This window comes from Mesorhizobium sp. CAU 1741 (assembly GCF_039839275.1).
Lineage (GTDB): Bacteria > Pseudomonadota > Alphaproteobacteria > Rhizobiales > Rhizobiaceae > Aerobium.
Genome location: NZ_JBDOQP010000003.1, coordinates 154,348 through 170,330 on the forward strand (window position 1 = coordinate 154,348; position 15,983 = coordinate 170,330).

Consider the following 15,983-nt stretch of genomic DNA (forward strand, 5'->3'; position numbering starts at 1 on the left):
CTACGAGGTCTCCCCTCGCATACGCGCTGTGCAACTGCGGCGTAAGAGCTAATGTCTTTGAATATCGTGCGCGCCATCTGACTTGGTGTGACTTGGCGTGATTGGAAGGGAGACCTCGTCCTGCGCAACCCATTTGGGCCATCGATTCGCGCTGCCGTACCTGCGGAACTCGCAAGCGAAGCGGCGTTACTTGATTACTTGGGAATGACCGTCGGCGAGCTGAAAAAGATTCGCTGGTACCGCGGACGTATGTACCAGTCGTTTGAGATAGGGAAGAGCGGGGGCAAGACCAGGACTATCAGCGCGCCGGACAAACGGCTTAAACACATCCAGCGGCAGCTCCTCCCCCTTCTTAATCAGCTGTACAAAATTCGCCATCCGGTGCACGGGTTCGTGTTCCACAGGTCCGTCAAGACAAATGCGCAGTCGCACTTGCGCAGACATTTTGTCCTCAATCTTGACCTCCAGGACTTCTTCCCGACAATCACGGAAAACCGCGTTGTCGGCATGTTAAAGGCGATCGGGATCGGTAGCCCGGTTGCGATTGTCATCGGTCAATTGTGTTGCGTCCACGGCCATCTGCCGCAGGGCGCGCCAACTAGCCCGGTGCTCTCCAACATGATCTGCTTCCGATTGGACAAAGATTTACTCGCCTACGCGAAGGACGCGCGCTGCTTTTACACGCGCTACGCGGACGACCTAACGTTTTCGAGCCACCAGCCGATGAACGCGCTCTTCGAAGGGCCGCCCCCGCCAGCGGGGCGTTTCGCTCACGATCTTGTCGGTTCAACGTTGACATCAATCGTCGTTGGGAACGGCTTCAAGATCAATCCAACGAAAGCTCACTATGCCGATCGCCACTCACGTCGGATGGTAACCGGCCTCAAGGTCAATCAGCTTCTCAACGTCGATCGCCGCTATGTTCGCAACATTCGCGCGGCGCTGCGCTCTGTGGAGACGCTCGGATTGGCCGGAGCGCAGACGAAATATGCGAGTCTAGGCGGGACGGGTAGTTTGGCTGCACATCTGCGCAGCAAGATCGCCTGGATCAGCCATGTCAAAGGCTCATCGGACCCGGTCGTCCGCAGTATTGCGCTACGTTTCAACGTGTGCTTTCCCAATCGCGCGATCACGGTCACGCCGACGCCTAGCGAGCGTCGCGATCGGTCGGTGTGGATCGTGGAGCACGACGATGGCCAAGGGACGGCCTTTTTCCTGAGCGGGGTGGGTCTGGTCACGGCGGCGCACTGCGTGACAGGCAAGAAGGAAGTTGAGGTATTCCATCCTTCCAAGCACGCGAACACATTCACAGCGACAGTCCTACAACGAGACGAGCACCGGGACCTCGCGATTCTTGGCCATCAAATCCCTGCAAACGAATATTACGAGTTGGATCGCGCCGCGTTGACGATAGTCACCGGTGACCCGATGACGGCGGTAGGCTATCCCAAGTGGGCACCCGGCGATCCACTGAACATTCGGCCTGGTTTCGTTAGCGCGGTCACGATCAAAAGTGCGGTTCGGCTCATCGAAGTGACCCAGAAGCTGACGCAAGGAATGTCCGGTGGCCCGCTTCTTGACGCCAATGGAGCTGTGGCCGGCGTGATCCACAAAGGCGGTCCCGAGGAAGGCAGGGACTTCGCGGTCCATGTTGAGGCTCTGAACAGCTGGCTTGCGGAGTTGGTTTCATGAGCCCGCAGGAGGCGGATATTCACGGTCACTATCGCTCAAAGTTTGCGATGACAGCTTTCCCGGCGAAGTTAGCTCAAACCTGTCTGTCCGCTTCCCACCCCTTCACTACTATCCCGAAATCGTGGCGCACAAACGGATGCCTAGAGACAGCCAATGCGCCCCTCTGGCCTGCCGGCCATCTCCCCCTCAAGGGGGGAGATCGGCTTGTCTTTGGCTTGGTGGGAGCCTTTCCGGTCAGCGGCCGCCGACCGCCAGTTCCTCCCGCACGTTCAAATCGCCGTCGAGGAATTCGGGCTCGGCCTGAGCGCCGACCGCATCGAAATATCTGCTGAGGAAATTGCGGAACGAGGCGGCGAGCGCGATGTCGGCAATGTTGAGATCCGTCAATCCGACGGCGCGGAGGGCATCGATGTCCTCTTGGCTGATGCGGGAGGCGTCGAGCGTGATCTGCTCGGCATAGGCCAGCATGGCGACCTGCTGGTCTGTCAGCCCGGCGTTGCGATAATCGCGTTGCACGGCCAGCGCCTGTTCCCTGCCGATCATGCCGGACAGCACCTTGAAGTAGACGTGGGAGCAATAGCTGGAGGGCACGTGCCTGGCCGCCACCAGGGTGATGAGCCGGAAGTTGAGCAGGCCCAGGGAAAATCCGTCTCTGATCTGGTGCAAGAGATGCTCGACCGGCGCCAGGATATCCGGCCTTGCCGTCCAGCATTGGGTCGCCTGCATCACGCTTCCCATAGACGCCATCTCGCCGGCATAGATGGCCGCCACTTCGCCCTCGGCCTCTGCAGGCTCAATCGTTCGTAGAAACATTGGCACCTCCAAGGCTCGCGTGCGCCAACTGTATTCGCTCCCGAAGGTGTTGTCATGGGAGGATGCGGCAGGAACGGCGGTGTCGTCTTGCCTGGCTGCACCTCAATTTTGCGTTTGTTCCAATCTCGCAGCCCTCCCCGCACACCCCCCTTTGGCCTGCCGGCCATCTCCCCCTCAAGGGGGGAGATCGGCTTGTCGTCGAGGGGGGCGGGATGGCGCGATGATCCGCGTTGACCGGCAAATGCGGAAACTGTAACGATCCGCGATCATTCCCCTGGGGCACCTTAGAAATGCAGAACAAGATCTTCTTCATGCCGTTCGACCCGAACCATCCGAGTTTTCTTTCGGCCCAGTACGAATATGGAAACATGGGTGGGGGAATGGACAAGAACAAAGTGCAGATCGACCACGAGCTGGCCAAGGGCAACAAGGCGTTTTCGGCCTGGTGGAACCCGAAGAAGAAGGACCCGTTCGTCTCCTCGCTGAACACCGGCCAGATCTACATTCGCGGCCACGGCATGCCGGGCTTCAAGTCGATCGAGGGCGGGCGCGGCGGCGAGCGGGTCGATTTCGACGAGGTGGTCGACCGGCTGATCAGCGCCGGGCTGCACAAGACGTTTTCCGGCGCCATCAAGTGCTACAACTGCCACAGCGCGGAAAACGGCGACCCCAACAGCACCGACCCGCAAGCGGTCGGCGGCATCCCGTTCGCCCAGCGCATCGCCGACGAGCTGGTGTCGCGCGGCTACCGCAAATGCCGCATCTTCGGCTATTACGGCTCGATCGACAGCTTCGTAAAGGACGGCTCGGAAGGCACGCACAAATATGTGCGCCGGCGCGAGACGACCGGCGGCGTCACCAAGCAGGTGGAAGGCGGCCGCGCCAGCGAGGCGCGCTACGAGTTCTTCGGCCGGGTGAAGCCGAAGAAGCCCAACATCTTCAAGCGCATGTTCCACTAGATCAGGGGCGCGTTCGACGCCCGACGGGATTGGATTCAGCCGGCCATCAGGCGCATCTGCGAGACCACCTCGGCCTCGCGGATCGGCTTGGAGAAGAACACCGCGCCGTCGGGCAGCGTCGTGTCGGTGGGCACGAACTTGCCCGAGGTGACGATGAGCGCCACGGGCGGCCAGCGGTCGCGGATGGCACGCGCCAGCTCGATGCCGTTCATGCCGCGCGGCATGTCGACATCGGTGAAGACGATGCGGATCTCGGGATGGGTCTCGAGCAGGCGAATGGCTTCGATGGCGTCGGCCGCCTCCAGCGTGGCAAAGCCCGCATCCTCGATCATGTCGACGGCGCTCATTCTCAGGAGCGGTTCGTCCTCGACGATGAGGACGACTATTCTATCGCGTGGGGCGATGGCCATTATGTTCCCGTCTATTCAAGACTGCTGAAGCTGGGACAGCTTCGCTTGCATGCGTGCATGCAGCCCCCTAGCCTCGTAACTGATGTCGACGCCGCCGGTTCCGACCAGGCCCAACTTAATCAGCCGCGAGCCGAAACCGTTGCGCGCAGGGGCGGTGACGGGCGGGCCGCCATGCTCCGACCATTCCATGGTGAAGTCGGGATCGACGCCGTCGGCCGCAAGCCGCCAGCCGATGCGCACGGTGCCGTCGCTGGTCGACAGCGCGCCGTATTTGGCAGCGTTGGTGGCCAGCTCGTGCAGCAAGAGCGTCAGCGCCAGCGTGGCGCGCGGGCCGATGTTGATCGCCGGGCCGTCGATCTCGAAACGATCGTCGTCCTGGAATGCCGACAGGGCTCTGGCCACGACCTCGCGGATGGGCGCGGCCGACCAGCTTCGCTGGACGAGCACGTCATGGGCGGTCGACAGCGCGTGCAGCCTTGCGACGAAGGCGTCGACGGACGGGCGGTCGGAGGCGTTGCGCAGCGTCTGGGTGGCGATCGCCTGGACCATGGCGAGCGTGTTCTTGAGCCGGTGGTTGAGCTCCTGGTTGAGCACCGACTGGTCCTGCTGGGCGCGCAGCCGCGTGACGGAGACCTGGACGCGGTCGGCGACCGAGCGGATGAAGTCGATCTCGTCGACGCTCCAGTCGCGCGGCGCAGCATCATGGACGAAGAACACCGCAACGGTGCGGCCACGGCTGATGAGCGGGATGTCGACCATGGCGCCGACGCCGAGCGCGCGCAGCGGGCCCGGATCGTCACGGGTCTCGACGTCGTCATCGACATTGCGGACGATCAGGTCGCGGCCGTGGCGCGCGGCGATGCCGAACGGGCCGGTCTCGTCGAGGGCATGGGTGCCGGCGAGGCTCGCCTGGCCCTGCGCCTGCCAGTCGCCGTCGACGCGGATCGTGCGGGCATCCTGGTCGATGCGGCCGAAGCCGGCGCGCGACACGTTGAGCATGCGGCCGACGATCTCGCCGGCGATGCGGCCCATCTCGGCCAGGTCGTCGGAATGGCGCAAGCGCTCGCCCAGCTCCATCAGCGCCGACAGCCGCTGCACGGCGGCGGCGTGGACGGCCAGCGAGCGGCGCAGCTCGAGCTGGGTCATCACCTGGCGCGCCAGCAGCTTGAGCGTGCGCAACTGGTGGGCGTCAAGCTCGCGCGGCACGGTGTCGAGCACGCAGACGGTGCCGATGGCACGGTTCTCGCGGGTCTTGAGCAGCGCACCGGCATAGAAGCGCAGGCCGCCATCGGTGTGCACCAGCGGGTTGCCGTCGAAACGCGCATCCTCGCGCGCATCGTTGACGACCATCATGTCCTCCATGAGGATCGCATGGCCGCAGAACGAGGTTTCGAGCGGAGTCTCGCGCACGCCAAGGCCGACCTCGGCCTTGAAGAACTGGCGATGGGTGTCGACCAGGTTGACGACGGCGATCGGCGTGCCGCAGACTTCCGCCGCAAGCTCGGCGATGTCGTCGAACTCGGGCTCCTGCGGCGTATCCAGAATGTCGTAGCTGTGAAGCGTTGCGGATCGCAAGGCCTCGTCAAGGGACAATATGCTGTCTGGTTTCAATGTGCTGCAGCCAGAGCGCCCTTGAGCGGGCGCATTCGTGTTCATTGCGTTGCGGCGCAGTGTAGAGGAGTTGGGCGGCGGAAGCGACTCCCATGCGCGCCGGCGGGCGCAGCTTCTTTGCAATGGGGCGTCGGTGCTTCCATATAGAGCCCGTTCCAACCACTCCGCCGAGGTACACGCATGCGCTTCATCCGCCCTCTCCTGGCAACCCTTGTGGCCGCCACTGCCCTTGCCGCCTCGCCGGCGCGCGCCGAACAGGTCGGCGAAGTCGGCGTCGACTGGCTCGGCAACGACATCATCGTGGAGGCGGTGCACGACCCGAAGGTCGAGGGCGTCACTTGCCACGTCACCTATTTCGAGCGCGGAATCATCGACCGGCTGCAGAAGGGCAACTGGTTCGAGGACCCGTCGAACTCGTCGATCGCCTGCCGGCAGACCGGCCCGCTCGTCGTGGGCGACATCGACATGGGCGACGGCGGCGAGGAAGTGTTCAGCCAGCGCCAGTCGCTGATCTGGAAGAGCGTGCTGGTCAAGCGCATCTACGACGAGGCCAACGACACGCTGATCTACATCTCGCATGCCCGCCAGGTGCAGGACGGCTCGGCCAAGATGGCGATCTCGACCGTGCCGCTCTACGGCCAGGAGGTGACGTGGAGCGAGCGGGAGTAGGTGGCGTCATGAATCTCCGCAGAACAATATGCGTGATGTTCATGGGGAAACTGGCGTCGCCACCTCGCGTGGTTCAGTCGTCGAATTGCGTTGATCGTCTGATGAGCACATGCTAGATTTTCATTTTGGAAACATCTGCTGACGAATTTGCGTTGCAAGGCGGTGCCAAGATGTCGAGCTTCCCATACAATAATCTCATAAGCTATGGACCAAACCTGGCTTTAAGAACCTTGTCGGATAGCACGGCGAATTGGCCAGACTGGGACAATGACGACCAATACGAAGCGGGCGACGAAGGTCTGACAACTGGACCATATCTGGGCACGGTGACGATCAATGGGCTGCTGTGTCCCGTGTTCCAGGGACGGACTATGCAAGGTGTCTATGAGGGATACGTCGTCATCTATTCCGGCCCGCCGCTTTCGTCCGCCACCGTCCCCCAATCCATTCCCTTGCCGACAAACGAGATCTTCTACTTCGGTGAGAACTTGGAGCCGGAAACAGGCGATGGCGTGCAAGGCGTATTCGTCGCGCTGTTCGGCCGGCCTGCCGATCCGTCGGGTCTGGCATTCTTCAACGACGCCACCAACAATGGTGCAGACCTTTCCGCCATCGGGGACCTGGCTTCAACGCAGGAATACCAGTCGCGCTTCGAGGGCATGAGCAACGCGCAGATCGTTGCATCGATCTACACATCGCTTTTTGACCGCGAGCCGGAAGCCGCTGGCCTGGCGTACTTCGTCGACGCGCTCGACAACGGGACGCTCAGCATCAACAATATCGCGATTGCCGTTCTCAACGGAGCGGAAGGGTCGGACAAGACCATCATCGACAACAAGATTGCCGCCTCAGACGCATTCACCGCTCAACTCGATACCTCGACCGAAATCGCCGCCTACGCCGGCAATGACGCGGCGGCTTTCGCACGCGCATGGCTCGAAGGCGTCACGAACACGGTCCCATCCGCGTCCGAGATCGCAGAGGCGATCGATAGCCTAACGTCGGGCAGCGCAGTAGCCGTGTGGGCCGCAAGCATGGCAGCCACCGGCGGCCTGGATGACCCGCATGATGGCGTTGCCGCCGAATACGCTTATCACGATGCCGGAGAATACGATCCTGACCTGCGCCCTGATGCCGACGTGGCTGTCAGCACAACCGGCAACTCGGCTATTGGCGACCTGTATTTCGCGTAATGCCATAGCCAATAATTCAGGTTGTATGGGCCTCGGGCCGCGTCGCCGTCCTTTGCCATAAGCGCCTGGCCCTCGGCCAGCAGAACGCCCGCCCATGAGGCATGTGCATGGCTGCCATACCGCAATGCCGGCTTGTCGCCGGTGGCGGTTGGGGTAGTCTCGCATTGTTGCGGTGCACAAACAGCCCCGCCCCTCAGTTGCTGGAAACCACATGACCATCGTTGCGCGCCATCCCGGCATGGCGATCCTGTCCTTTGCGATTGGCGCGTTCGCCATCGGCGTGTCCGAATTCGCGGCGATGGGGCTGCTGCCGTATTATGCCGCCGGGTTCCAGGTGACCGAGCCGGTGGCGGGGCACGCCGTCAGCGCCTATGCCTTCGGCGTGGTGATTGGTGCTCCGGTGCTGGCGATCGCAGGCGCCCGCCTGCCCCGCAAGCCGTTCCTGATCGGACTGATCGCGCTCTTCGGTGTCGCCAACCTGCTCGCCGCCTTCGCGCCGACGATGGACATGCTGACCTTTTCGCGCTTCCTCGCCGGGCTGCCGCATGGCGCGTTTCTCGGGATCGCCATGCTGACGGCGGCGGACATGCTGCCGAAGGGCCGGCGCGCGCGCGGCGTCGCGCAGGTGATGACGGGCCTGACGGTGGCCAACGTGATCGGCGTTCCAGCGGCCGGCCTGATCGGCCAGGCGATGGGCTGGCGCAGCCTGTTCGTCATCGTGGCAGTCATCGCGGTCGTTTCGGTGGTGTCGATAGCGCGATTTGCGCCGCATGTCGAAGCGGACCGCGGCGCATCGCCGCTCAGCCAGATCAGCGGCCTTGCCAACCGCGCCGTCTGGCTGACGCTGCTGACCGGCGCGGTGGGTTTCGGCGGCGTGTTCGCGGTCTACGCCTATCTTTCCGCCGCGATGATCGACATCGGCAACGCGCCCGCCTTCGCGATCCCGCTGGTGCTGTCGGTGTTCGGCATCGGCGCCACGCTGGGCAACCTGGTGGCCAGCCGGCTTGCCTCCTGGTCGCGTTTCGGCGGCGCGCTGGTGCTGTTGTGCGGCATGACGGCAGCCCCCATCCTCTACGCGCTGGTGATGGGCAACTGGCCGCTGATGACGCTCTCCATCTTCATTCTGGGCATCACGGCAGGCCTGTTCATCCCGCTGCAGATGCGCCTGATGGATGTGGCGGGCCACGCGCAGACGCTCGCCGCGGCGATGAACCACGCCGCGTTCAACCTCGCCAACGCGCTGGGACCACTGTTTGCCGGCATGGCGCTATCGGCCGGCTACGGCTGGGCGTCGACCGGCTGGGTCGGCGCGGCCATGGCGGCTGCCGGCATCGTCGTGCTCGGCGTGGCTTTCATGGATTCGAGGCAGACAGGGCCGGTAGGGTCTGACGCGGCGGTGCCGGTGGCCGGCGACGCTTGAGGAGTTGGAGCCGTCTTGATAAGACAGTTTCTTTCGAGCAGCGAGGATCGATCTGTCATAAATACTCTATCAATCAAACTTATCTCTGAAATCACTCCTTGAGCCTACGTTTCAGATTTTCCTGCACTGAATTTATCGTCTCTACCACATTTGAGAAGCTGCATATATTTGTACTATATCCCATTATCCCGAACATCGGCCTATTTATCTCAAAAGTTGTGTTACATATACCATATGTGCATATAAGACGCGGAAATACACCATTGCCGCTCCGCAGGGATCTAGATCTAAGCTGATAGACGTCGCTCCCACCTGACGCATCGGGGGCGCCGGTTACATCCACTGTGAATCGATCGAGCTCGGGATGGTCGGTCGCCTCTGTCAGTCGCGAGGGGGGAGGCGCCGTGAGCGCTTCCGGTATCTGTCTGCTTGCAAATATGAGGACGCGTTGCCGCCGGCATTGTGGCACCGTCTGAGTGATCGCCAACTCGTCGGTCAGATAGCTAACTGTTCTGCCATAGGCAGGCTCAACCTCCCAATAGTCGATCGAGTTTCTTCTTGTTCCTAGGCCTGTGGTGTACGCTTGGTCGCGCTCGAGCCTGATGCGATGTCCATCGAAATCGAACACGATCTCATCTTCGCTGGAAGAGCCGGCATGCGACGTCGCAGCCACAATTGCGAAAGCCATCAATATGCCAATGCGAATATAAATCGCGTTCCTGGCCATCCCCCAACCCCTCAAGTCCCAACCGTTCCATTCCCGCAATCTGTATCTCGGGAACATTGTCACGCACAACGCAGGTGAAGAACTTCAGCGCCCCCACGGTTGCCTTCAGAGATACCAGACGGCATTCTGTCAGCATGAATAAGGCGGAAAATCACGACGCTTACATAGAAGCCGCGCCGGAGCAGTTTCGCGCCATGTTGGACCGACTGCGCGCACAGCTGGCGCAGGCGCTGCCGGACGCCGAAGAAGTCGTCAAATACGACATGCCCGGATTTCAGATCGGCGATACGGTCATCGCCGGCTATGCCGCATTCAGCAAACAATGTGGCCTGTATGTCGATCCGGGCGCGATTGCCGCCCACGCCGACAAGATCGCTTCCTTGAAGCTCAAGGCAACCAAGACCGGCGTCACGTTCTCGGCAAGCAAGCCGATCCCCGACGAGCTCGTAGAGAAACTGGCTTTGCGGTCGCGTAGAGAGAAGAGTCTTTAACTCCGACGCGCCCTATACCAGCTCCACGTCGACCACGCCCTGCACCGCTTTCAGCGCCGAGGCGATCTGGGGGGAGATGCGGTAGCGGTCGGGGAGTTCGATCTCGATCTCGCCCTGCCCTTCCGGCTTGATGACGATGAACGACACCTGGCCCTCGCCGCGCGTGCCGAGCTGGCCGGCGACGGTGGGCACCGGGGCGGGATCGCGCAGGTAGATGCGGAGCTGCTTCTGGATGCGGGAGGCCTCGTCCTCCAGCGACTGCGCGGTCTGGATGCGTAAATTGACGCCTTCGGGCCGGTCTTCCGCCGACACCGTGATGACCACTGAACGGCCCGCCTCCAGCACGTCGCGGAACTGGGCGAGTGCTTCGGAGAACAGCACCGCCTCGAACTGGCCGGAAGTGTCGGAGAAGTTGACGACGCCCATCTTGTTGCCGGTGCGGGTCTTGCGCTCCTGCTTCGAGGTGATGGTGCCGGCGAGACGGCCGGCGGTGGCGCCGCGCTTGACGGCGGCCTGGAACTCGACCCAGTTCTGCACCCGCATCTTTTCCAGGAGGTCGCGGTACTCGTCGAGCGGGTGGGCGGACAGGTAGAAGCCGATGGCGGCGAACTCGCGGTGCAGCCGGTCGGCCGGAAGCCACGGCTCGCAGGCGGGCAGGACGAGCTTTTCAGGCTGGGCGCCGAGGGCCGCGCCGAAAATGTCGGTCTGGCCGGAGGCGGCGTTTTCCTGCGCGCGCGCTGCCATGCCCATCATGCGCTCCAGCCCGGCGAAGAGCTGGGCGCGGTCGAAGCCGAAGCAGTCGAAGGCGCCGGCTGCGATCAGGCTTTCGAAGACGCGCTTGCCGACGATGCGCGGATCGATGCGCGAGCAGAAATCCTCCAGCGACGAGAACTGGCGCTCGGTGCGCGCCGCGACGATGTGGTCGACGGCCGCCTCGCCGACGCCCTTGATGGCGGCGAGCGAATAGTAGATGCGGTTTTCGCCGACCTCGAAGGGACGATGCGACGACTTGACCGAGGGCGGCACGACCTCGATGCCGAGCCGCATGGCGTCGGCGCGGAAGTCGGCGAGCTTGTCGGTGTTGTTCATGTCGAGCGTCATCGACGCGGCGAGAAACTCGACCGGGTAATGCGCCTTCAGATAGGCGGTCTGGTAGGAGACGATGGCGTAGGCGGCGGCGTGCGACTTGTTGAAGCCGTAGTCGGCGAACTTGGCCAGCAGGTCGAAGATGAAGTTGGCCTGCGGCTTGGCGACGCCGCGAGTCGTGGCGCCCTCGACGAAGATGGCGCGCTGCTTTTCCATCTCGGCGCGGATCTTCTTGCCCATGGCGCGGCGCAGCAGGTCGGCTTGGCCGAGCGTGTAGCCGGCCAGCTCCTGCGCGATCTGCATCACCTGTTCCTGGTAGACGATGACGCCCTGCGTCTCCTTGACCAGATGGTCGATCTTGGGATGGATCGAGGCGATCTCCTCCTCGCCATGCTTGCGGGCGTTGTAGGTGGGGATGTTTTCCATCGGGCCCGGACGGTAGAGGGCGACGAGCGCGATGATGTCCTCGATGCGGTCGGGCTTCATGCCGATCAGCGCCTTGCGCATGCCGGCCGATTCCACCTGGAACACGCCGACCACCTCGCCGCGCGACAGCATCTCGTAGGTGGGCTGGTCGTCATAGGGGATGGTGGCGAGGTCGATGTCGACGCCGCGACGGCGGATGAGCTTGACCGCCGTCTCCAGCACGGTGAGCGTCTTGAGGCCGAGGAAGTCGAACTTCACCAGCCCCGCCTGCTCGACCCATTTCATGTTGTACTGGGTGACCGGCATGTCGGAGCGCGGGTCGCGGTACATCGGCACCAGTTCGTAGAGCGGGCGGTCGCCGATGACGATGCCGGCGGCATGGGTGGAGGCGTGGCGATAGAGGCCCTCGAGCTTCATCGCAATGTCGAGCAGGTTCTGGACGACCGGCTCCTTCTCGACCTCCTCGGCAAAGCGCGGCTCGGCCTCGACCGCATCCTTGAGCTTGACCGGGTTGGCGGGGTTGGCCGGCACCATCTTGGTCAGCCGGTCGACCTGGCCATAGGGCATCTGCAGGACGCGGCCGACATCGCGCAGGACGGCGCGGGCCTGCAGCGTACCGAAGGTGATGATCTGGCCGACCTGGTCGCGGCCGTATTTCCCCTGCACGTAGCGGATCACCTCCTCGCGGCGGTCCTGGCAGAAGTCGATGTCGAAGTCGGGCATCGAGACGCGGTCGGGGTTGAGGAAGCGCTCGAACAGCAGCGAGAAGCGCAGCGGGTCGACGTCGGTGATGGTCAGCGCATAGGCGACCAGCGAGCCCGCGCCCGAGCCGCGGCCTGGGCCGACCGGAATGTCCTGCGCCTTGGCCCACTGGATGAAGTCGGCGACGATGAGGAAGTAGCCGGGAAACTTCATCCGCGTGATGATGCCGATCTCGAATTCCAGCCGCTCGCGGTAGTCGTCCTCCGAATAGCCAGATGTGGGACCATGGGCGGCGAGCCGGCGGGCGAGACCTTCGCGGGCCTGGCGGGCGAGCTCGTCGGCCTCCGCCTGAAGGGCCGCCACCGGATCGGCGGCGTCGGCGCCGGTGAAGCGCGGCAGGATCGGGTCGCGAGTCTGCGGAAAATAGGAGCAACGCCGCGCGATCTCGACAGTGGAATCGATCGCTTCCGGCAGGTCGGCGAACAGGGCCGTCATCTCGGCCTGGCTCTTGAGATGATGGTCGGGGGTGAGCCGGCGGCGGTCGTCGACGGCGACGACGGAGCCCTCGGCGATCGCCAGCAGCGCGTCATGCGCCTCGTAGTCGTCGGCGGTGGGGAAGAACGCCTCGTTGGTGGCGACCAGCGGCAGGTCGTGGGCATAGGCGAGATCGATCATCGCGGCCTCGACGCCCTTGTCGTAGCCATGCCAGCGCTGCAGCTCGACATAGAGCCGGTCGCCGAACACGTCTTTGAGGAACAGCAGCCGCTCCTCGGCCTGCGCGCGGTGGTCGGACCTGACGGCGGCGCCGACGGGTCCGTTCTCGCCGCCGGTGAGGCAGATGATGCCTTCGGCCAGCGGCGCCAGCCACGCCGCCTCGACCATGGTGGCAAAGCCCGTCGGCACGTCGAGATAGGCGCGGCTGACGAGCCTGACCAGGTTGGCGTAGCCTTGCTGCGTCGCCGCGATCAGCACGAGCTGATGCGTCTGCGGCCCCTGCCTGCGGCCGCCATTGTGGCGCTGCTCCTCGCCCGCCGCATCGGCAAACAGCACGTCGAGCTGGACGCCGACGATCGGCTGGACGCCGTCCTTCGACGCCTTCTGGGCGAATTCCAGCGCGCCGAAGAGGTTGTTGGTGTCGGTGACGGCGATGGCGGGCGCGCGGTCCTTGATGGCGTGGCCGATGACCTTGCCGAGCGGCAGCGCGCCTTCGAGCAGCGAATATTGCGAATGCACGCGCAGATGCACGAAGGCGCGCGCGGCCGGCTTCGGCGCGGGCGTGCCCTGCGCCGCCCTGACGAGGGGATCGCGTGAAGATGCCATGATGCTGCCTCTGGCCGCCGGTGGAGAATCTGGCGCCATTGTCCGGGACCCGAGCGCGGGAGTCTAGGCGGCAGGCACGGTTGCCAACAAGGCGCGGCTCAAAAATGCTCGCCGGGCTTGAACGGACCGATGCGGATGCCGGCGGCAATGAGATAGGCGGTGGACCAGCCGATCATCAGGAAGCCGTTGACGCCTTCCAGCGCGGCGAAGACCCGCCATTCGGCCGGCGGCACGACGTCGCCATAGCCGAGCGTGCAGAAGGTGGTGATGGAGAAATAGAGCGCGGTATCGAGATCGGGGAACAGGCCGAGCGCCAGATAGGCGCCGACCCACATCCAGATCTCGACGCCGAGCACGGCGAAGATGCCGAGCGCCACCAGCACCATCGCCAGCATATGCGCGTGGCGCCTCTCCAGCCCCAGCCCGCGCGTGACGCGCTGGGTGAGACTGGTGACCATCATGAGCCCGACCATGTGAACGACCACCGTGGCGGCGATCATGCCGGTGCCGAAGGCGAGATTGTGCAGCATGACGGAGCCCCGGAGGCGAGAAGCGAGGTGGAAAGTAGCTGAAATGGAGGGCTCGGGGAATGGGGCGGTGGGGATGGAGAATGAACGGGGGTTGTCCCGGATTGGAATGTAGGAGGCTATGCGGAGCTATGATTGGCAAATAGGGAACTGCTAGTTGCGATGGATGGGAGATTGCGGCGGCGCTTCGGGCACTGTTGCGCATCTGGTGGAAACCACCAAAATTCATACAGCCTCGAAGGGGGCGCGCCCTGTTTCAGCTCGCTCCACTTTCTGGCGTCTTGTTGGCACGGCATTGGCGCAATGATTGGGGATCAGCTCTTGATGCTATCGCAAACGGGGTGCGTAATCTGAGCGTTAGCAAACTCATTGCTCCCGTCCTGGCGCAATCGCTGCTTGTGATCAATGTGCATTGAGTTCCTGTGAATGACGGCAGAGCAGAGGCTGCACTTAGGCGCCCCCGCCACCGCGGCATCGATGAACGCCGCGGACTTAGTACCTCTGCTAAAGCCCGTTCTTTTTGCGGATTCCGCTTCTGGGGTACGCAACAATGGCGGCTTGGCAGGTAGCAGGTATTGGAAATTCGGGTCCTCGGCGAACGCTGTAACGATGTCTTTGGCCTCCTTCCCATTCTGAACTGCCGTCAGAACGGTTTGGAAGTACAGGAAAAGCTGCGGAACACTCCTCTCCCCGGCACCAAATTTATGAACTGTCAGACTGACGTGTTCCTTGTGGCCGAGGAGAAATGCCTCAAACGTCGCTCGGGCCTTTAGGAAGTCTCTGACCTTGTCCCTCTCGATGATCGACTCCAAGAACCGCGAAGTCGCAAAAAACGCTGAGGGCTGAAAGGAGCCGGTACGGGTGTAGAAATAGACGACCGGGTGAAGACCGAATGAGCTCGATTGATTGCCGGTGATGCGGTGGACAAGCTTCTCGACTTTTTCGAGGAAGCGGATGGTCTCACTGCCATCAACTTCCTCCGCTAGTTGGGGCTCGGACTTTCGCTTCCCGGACGGAACGGTTACTTTGTTAACCTGGTTGATAAGGTCGAATACGAAAGGCAAGGCATTGTAGCCTTTGCCCGCAACCGGCAGATCCAAAGTTTTTACTGGACCCTCATCAATCGGTGGCTCGTATAGTGCCTGATAGATGCTCTTCCCAAGTTCTATGATCTGAGCCTGAACCGGAGCGTTGAACGGTGACCAATACTGATGCCCGGTACCTGCGCGAGTCACCGCCCGTGCCGCAATCGCGCTAGCAGACTTGCGTGAACGGAGTATCTTCTTCTCAGTAGGGTTGATTGGGGTTGCGGCTTCATTGATCTTAAAGAATGACTTTTCCGCGACTTCCCGTTCTACCGTAGGAACCCATTGTGCGGTGATATATTGGGTGGCAAGGTTGTTGTAGCGGGTGAGCATCGGTGGGGGCAGCGCCGCCGGATTATTGCGGGCGCCGACGTATTCGCCGTAACTCCCGACAGTGGCCTTAACCATTTTGCGCGTGCGTTCCGCAACGCGTCGTTGATCCTCCGATACGCGGCCACCGAAGTAATTCAGCGATATCCGATTGTCGCCATAGTCGTCGGTGACCCACGCAAGCAATGCACTCAGGCGATGTGCGCCATCGATGACAAAGGAAAAATTCCCCGCGGACCAAAGAATAACCGCTGGAATGAGTTCTGCGTCTACATACGAACGGATAAGGTCAACCACCTTGTCCGGCGACCAATCGGCAGTCTCACGCTGAAAATCGGGCTTGCGAAGTCGCGTGGCAAAAAAATGATTGTCCAGATGGTGAATGTCTATTCGTTCCTGTCCCGAATTTCCAACCCGCTCCCCTGCTGGGTCAATAAACAAATCTTCTCTTGGAATCAGCGCATCAAGATTTACGACATTGGTGGACATTAATCGCTCACGATAGTTGAAACAGAAAAGTTA

Annotated in this window: 12 protein-coding genes; 6 read left to right on the plus strand and 6 right to left on the minus strand. The window is 62.4% G+C overall.

Annotated elements, in window-relative coordinates; genetic code table 11:
- The first annotated feature begins 204 nt into the window (after positions 1-204).
- Complete coding sequence (locus AAFN84_RS14440) at positions 205-1,692, plus strand: reverse transcriptase domain-containing protein (protein WP_347515305.1); 1,488 nt, start codon at positions 205-207, stop codon at positions 1,690-1,692.
- Positions 1,693-1,926: 234 nt separating this feature from the next.
- Here AAFN84_RS14440 and AAFN84_RS14445 read toward each other — a convergent pair whose 3' ends face one another.
- The gene (locus AAFN84_RS14445) at positions 1,927-2,505 is read right to left on the minus strand and encodes an alkylhydroperoxidase (RefSeq protein ID WP_347515306.1); all 579 of its coding nucleotides are present in this window, start codon (positions 2,503-2,505) and stop codon (positions 1,927-1,929) included.
- Between the two features lie 290 nt (positions 2,506-2,795).
- Here AAFN84_RS14445 and AAFN84_RS14450 point away from each other — a divergent pair, with 290 nt between their 5' ends.
- The gene (locus AAFN84_RS14450; protein ID WP_347515307.1) at positions 2,796-3,464 is read left to right on the plus strand and encodes a hypothetical protein; all 669 of its coding nucleotides are present in this window, start codon (positions 2,796-2,798) and stop codon (positions 3,462-3,464) included.
- 35 nt (positions 3,465-3,499) lie between these two features.
- Here AAFN84_RS14450 and AAFN84_RS14455 read toward each other — a convergent pair whose 3' ends face one another.
- Together AAFN84_RS14455 and AAFN84_RS14460 are read right to left on the minus strand one after the other, a co-directional pair.
- Positions 3,500-3,874: a response regulator gene (locus AAFN84_RS14455; protein ID WP_347515308.1), complete on the minus strand. Its 375-nt coding sequence runs from the start codon at positions 3,872-3,874 to the stop codon at positions 3,500-3,502.
- A 15-nt stretch (positions 3,875-3,889) separates the two neighbouring features.
- Entirely contained in the window at positions 3,890-5,530 is a 1,641-nt protein-coding gene (locus tag AAFN84_RS14460; protein WP_347515309.1) for a GAF domain-containing protein, read from the minus strand.
- A 135-nt stretch (positions 5,531-5,665) separates the two neighbouring features.
- Between AAFN84_RS14460 and AAFN84_RS14465 the strand changes: the two genes are divergently transcribed.
- The 4 genes from AAFN84_RS14465 to AAFN84_RS14480 all read left to right on the plus strand — a co-directional run bounded on the left by AAFN84_RS14465 (position 5,666) and on the right by AAFN84_RS14480 (position 9,985).
- Positions 5,666-6,154, plus strand: a complete 489-nt coding sequence (locus AAFN84_RS14465; protein WP_347515310.1) for a CreA family protein — start codon at positions 5,666-5,668, stop codon at positions 6,152-6,154.
- A 170-nt stretch (positions 6,155-6,324) separates the two neighbouring features.
- Positions 6,325-7,347, plus strand: coding sequence for a DUF4214 domain-containing protein (locus tag AAFN84_RS14470; RefSeq protein WP_347515311.1), 1,023 nt, complete (start codon positions 6,325-6,327; stop codon positions 7,345-7,347).
- 211 nt (positions 7,348-7,558) lie between these two features.
- Entirely contained in the window at positions 7,559-8,767 is a 1,209-nt protein-coding gene (locus tag AAFN84_RS14475; protein WP_347515312.1) for an MFS transporter, read from the plus strand.
- A gap of 861 nt (positions 8,768-9,628) precedes the next feature.
- Complete coding sequence (locus tag AAFN84_RS14480; protein ID WP_347515313.1) at positions 9,629-9,985, plus strand: DUF1801 domain-containing protein; 357 nt, start codon at positions 9,629-9,631, stop codon at positions 9,983-9,985.
- 12 nt (positions 9,986-9,997) lie between these two features.
- Here AAFN84_RS14480 and dnaE read toward each other — a convergent pair whose 3' ends face one another.
- The 3 genes from dnaE to AAFN84_RS14495 form a co-directional block, all read right to left on the minus strand.
- The gene (gene dnaE, locus AAFN84_RS14485) at positions 9,998-13,519 is read right to left on the minus strand and encodes a DNA polymerase III subunit alpha (RefSeq protein WP_347515314.1); all 3,522 of its coding nucleotides are present in this window, start codon (positions 13,517-13,519) and stop codon (positions 9,998-10,000) included.
- A gap of 98 nt (positions 13,520-13,617) precedes the next feature.
- Positions 13,618-14,049: a potassium channel family protein gene (locus AAFN84_RS14490; RefSeq protein ID WP_347515315.1), complete on the minus strand. Its 432-nt coding sequence runs from the start codon at positions 14,047-14,049 to the stop codon at positions 13,618-13,620.
- A gap of 311 nt (positions 14,050-14,360) precedes the next feature.
- Complete coding sequence (locus AAFN84_RS14495) at positions 14,361-15,950, minus strand: DUF262 domain-containing protein (RefSeq protein WP_347515316.1); 1,590 nt, start codon at positions 15,948-15,950, stop codon at positions 14,361-14,363.
- Positions 15,951-15,983 lie beyond the last annotated feature (33 nt).